The organism is Streptomyces sp. NPDC001985, assembly GCF_040296845.1.
Lineage (GTDB): Bacteria > Actinomycetota > Actinomycetes > Streptomycetales > Streptomycetaceae > Streptomyces.
In genome coordinates this window covers 1-2,045 of sequence record NZ_JBEOYB010000184.1, presented here as the reverse complement: position 1 = coordinate 2,045, position 2,045 = coordinate 1, and the positions used below count along the sequence as shown (strand labels likewise).

The following is a 2,045-nucleotide window of genomic DNA, read 5'->3' as shown; positions in this document are numbered from 1 at the left end:
CCGGGGCTGACCGCCGAGCGGTTCGTGGCGAGCCCCTACGGCGGCCGGATGTACCGCACCGGCGACCTGGTCCGCTGGCTTCCCGACGGACAGCTTGCCTTCGCGGGCCGGGCGGACGAGCAGGTGAAGATCCGTGGCTTCCGGGTCGAGCCGGGTGAGATCGAGGCCGTGATCGCCTCGCACGAGACGGTCGGCCAGGCCGCGGTGGTCGTCCGCGAGGACCGGCCGGGGGACAGGCGGCTGGTCGCCTATGTGGTCCCGGCCGGCGACACGCAGGACGGCGGTCCGGACGCCTCGGCGCTCCGCGAGTTCACCGGTGACCGGCTGCCCGACCACCTCGTTCCGGCGGCGGTCGTCGTCCTGGACGCCCTGCCGGTCACCGTCAACGGCAAACTGGACCGGGCCGCGCTGCCGGCGCCCGATTTCGAGGCGCTGTCCGGCGGCCGGGAGCCCGGGACCGCGACGGAACACTCCATGGCCGGGCTGTTCGCCGAGATCCTCGGACTGGACCGGGTCGGCGCCGACGCCTCCTGGTTCGACCTGGGCGGTGACTCGCTGCTCGCGATGCGGCTGGTCTCCCGGATTCGTTCGGAGCTGGCCGCCGAGGTGAGCATCCGGGATCTGTTCACCGCGCCGACCGTCGCCGGGGTCGCCCGGCTCATCGACGGCACGGAGACCAGGACCCGTACCGCCCTGACCCGGCAGGAGCGGCCGGATGTGCTGCCGCTGTCGTACGCGCAGCAGCGGATGTGGTTCCTCAACCGGCTGGAGGGCGTCGGCGAGGGCGCGGGCTACAACCTGCCGATGACCCTGCGGATCTCCGGCGAGCTGGATGTCGCGGCGCTGGAGGCCGCGATCGGGGACATCGCCGACCGGCACGAGAGCCTGCGGACGGTCTTCCCCGAGACGGCCGGTGTCCCCCGCCAGCACATCCTGGAAGGCGCGGCGGGCCGCCCCCGGCTGGAGGTCGTGGAGACCGGTGAGGACGACCTCGACGCGGCCCTCGCCGAACACTCGCTGCGCGGCTTCGATCTGAGCGTCGATCTGCCGTGGCGGACCTGGCTGCTGGTGACGGGTCCCGCTGAGTACGTCCTGCTGATCGTCGTGCACCATGTGGCGTCCGACGGCTGGTCCATGGGCGTGCTCACCCGCGATCTGCGGGCTGCCTACGGGGCCCGCCGCGAGGGCACGGCGCCCGGCTGGGAGCCGCTGCCGGTCCAGTACGCGGACTACGCGCTCTGGCAGCGCGGCGAACTGGGCGACCTCGACGACGAGGAGAGTCTGATCAACGCCCAGCTCGCGTACTGGCGGGATGCTCTGTCGGGTGCGCCGGAGGAGTTGGTGCTGCCGGTGGACCGGCGGCGGCCGGCGGTGTCGACGTTCCGCGGCGGGACGGCCGAGGTGCGGGTGGGTGCGCGGGCTCATGCGCGGCTGGTGGAGCTGGCGCAGCGTGGTGGGGCGACGATGTTCATGGTGGTGCACGCGGCGATGGCGGCGATGCTGTCGCGGCTGGGTGCGGGGGACGATGTTCCGATCGGTGCGGCGGTGGCGGGGCGCGGGGACGCGGCGCTGGATGATCTGGCGGGTTTCTTCGTCAACACGCTGGTGCTGCGGACGGATCTGACGGAGAACCCGACCTTCAGCGAGCTGCTGGCGCGGGTCCGCGAGACCGACCTCGCCGCCTACGCCCACCAGGACCTGCCCTTCGAACGGCTGGTGGACGACCTCAACCCGGCCCGCTCCATGGGCCGCAACCCGCTCTTCCAGGTCACCCTCTCCGTGCAAGGCGCCCAGCGCGAGCGCGGAAAGCTCTGGGACCTCCCGGACATCGAGGTCAGCCCGCTCGCACCCGCGTCGGACACCGCGTCGGCCCGGGTGGATCTCGCGCTCGATCTGAACGAGCACCGCGACGACGAGGGCAGCCCGGCGGGCATGATCGGCGCACTCCTCTACGCGGTGGATCTTTTCGACGCGGGGACGGCGCGGGCGTTGTCGGAGCGGTTGGTGCGGGTGCTGGAGCAGGTGGCGGCTGATCCTTCGGTGCG

General features: G+C 72.7%; 1 protein-coding gene. It reads left to right on the top strand.

Features of this window, described 5'->3' with window-relative positions; all coding sequences use genetic code 11:
• Nucleotides 1-2,045, top strand: a 2,045-nt coding sequence (locus tag ABT122_RS33460; protein WP_351559947.1) for a condensation domain-containing protein, incomplete at both ends; no start/stop codon positions are given.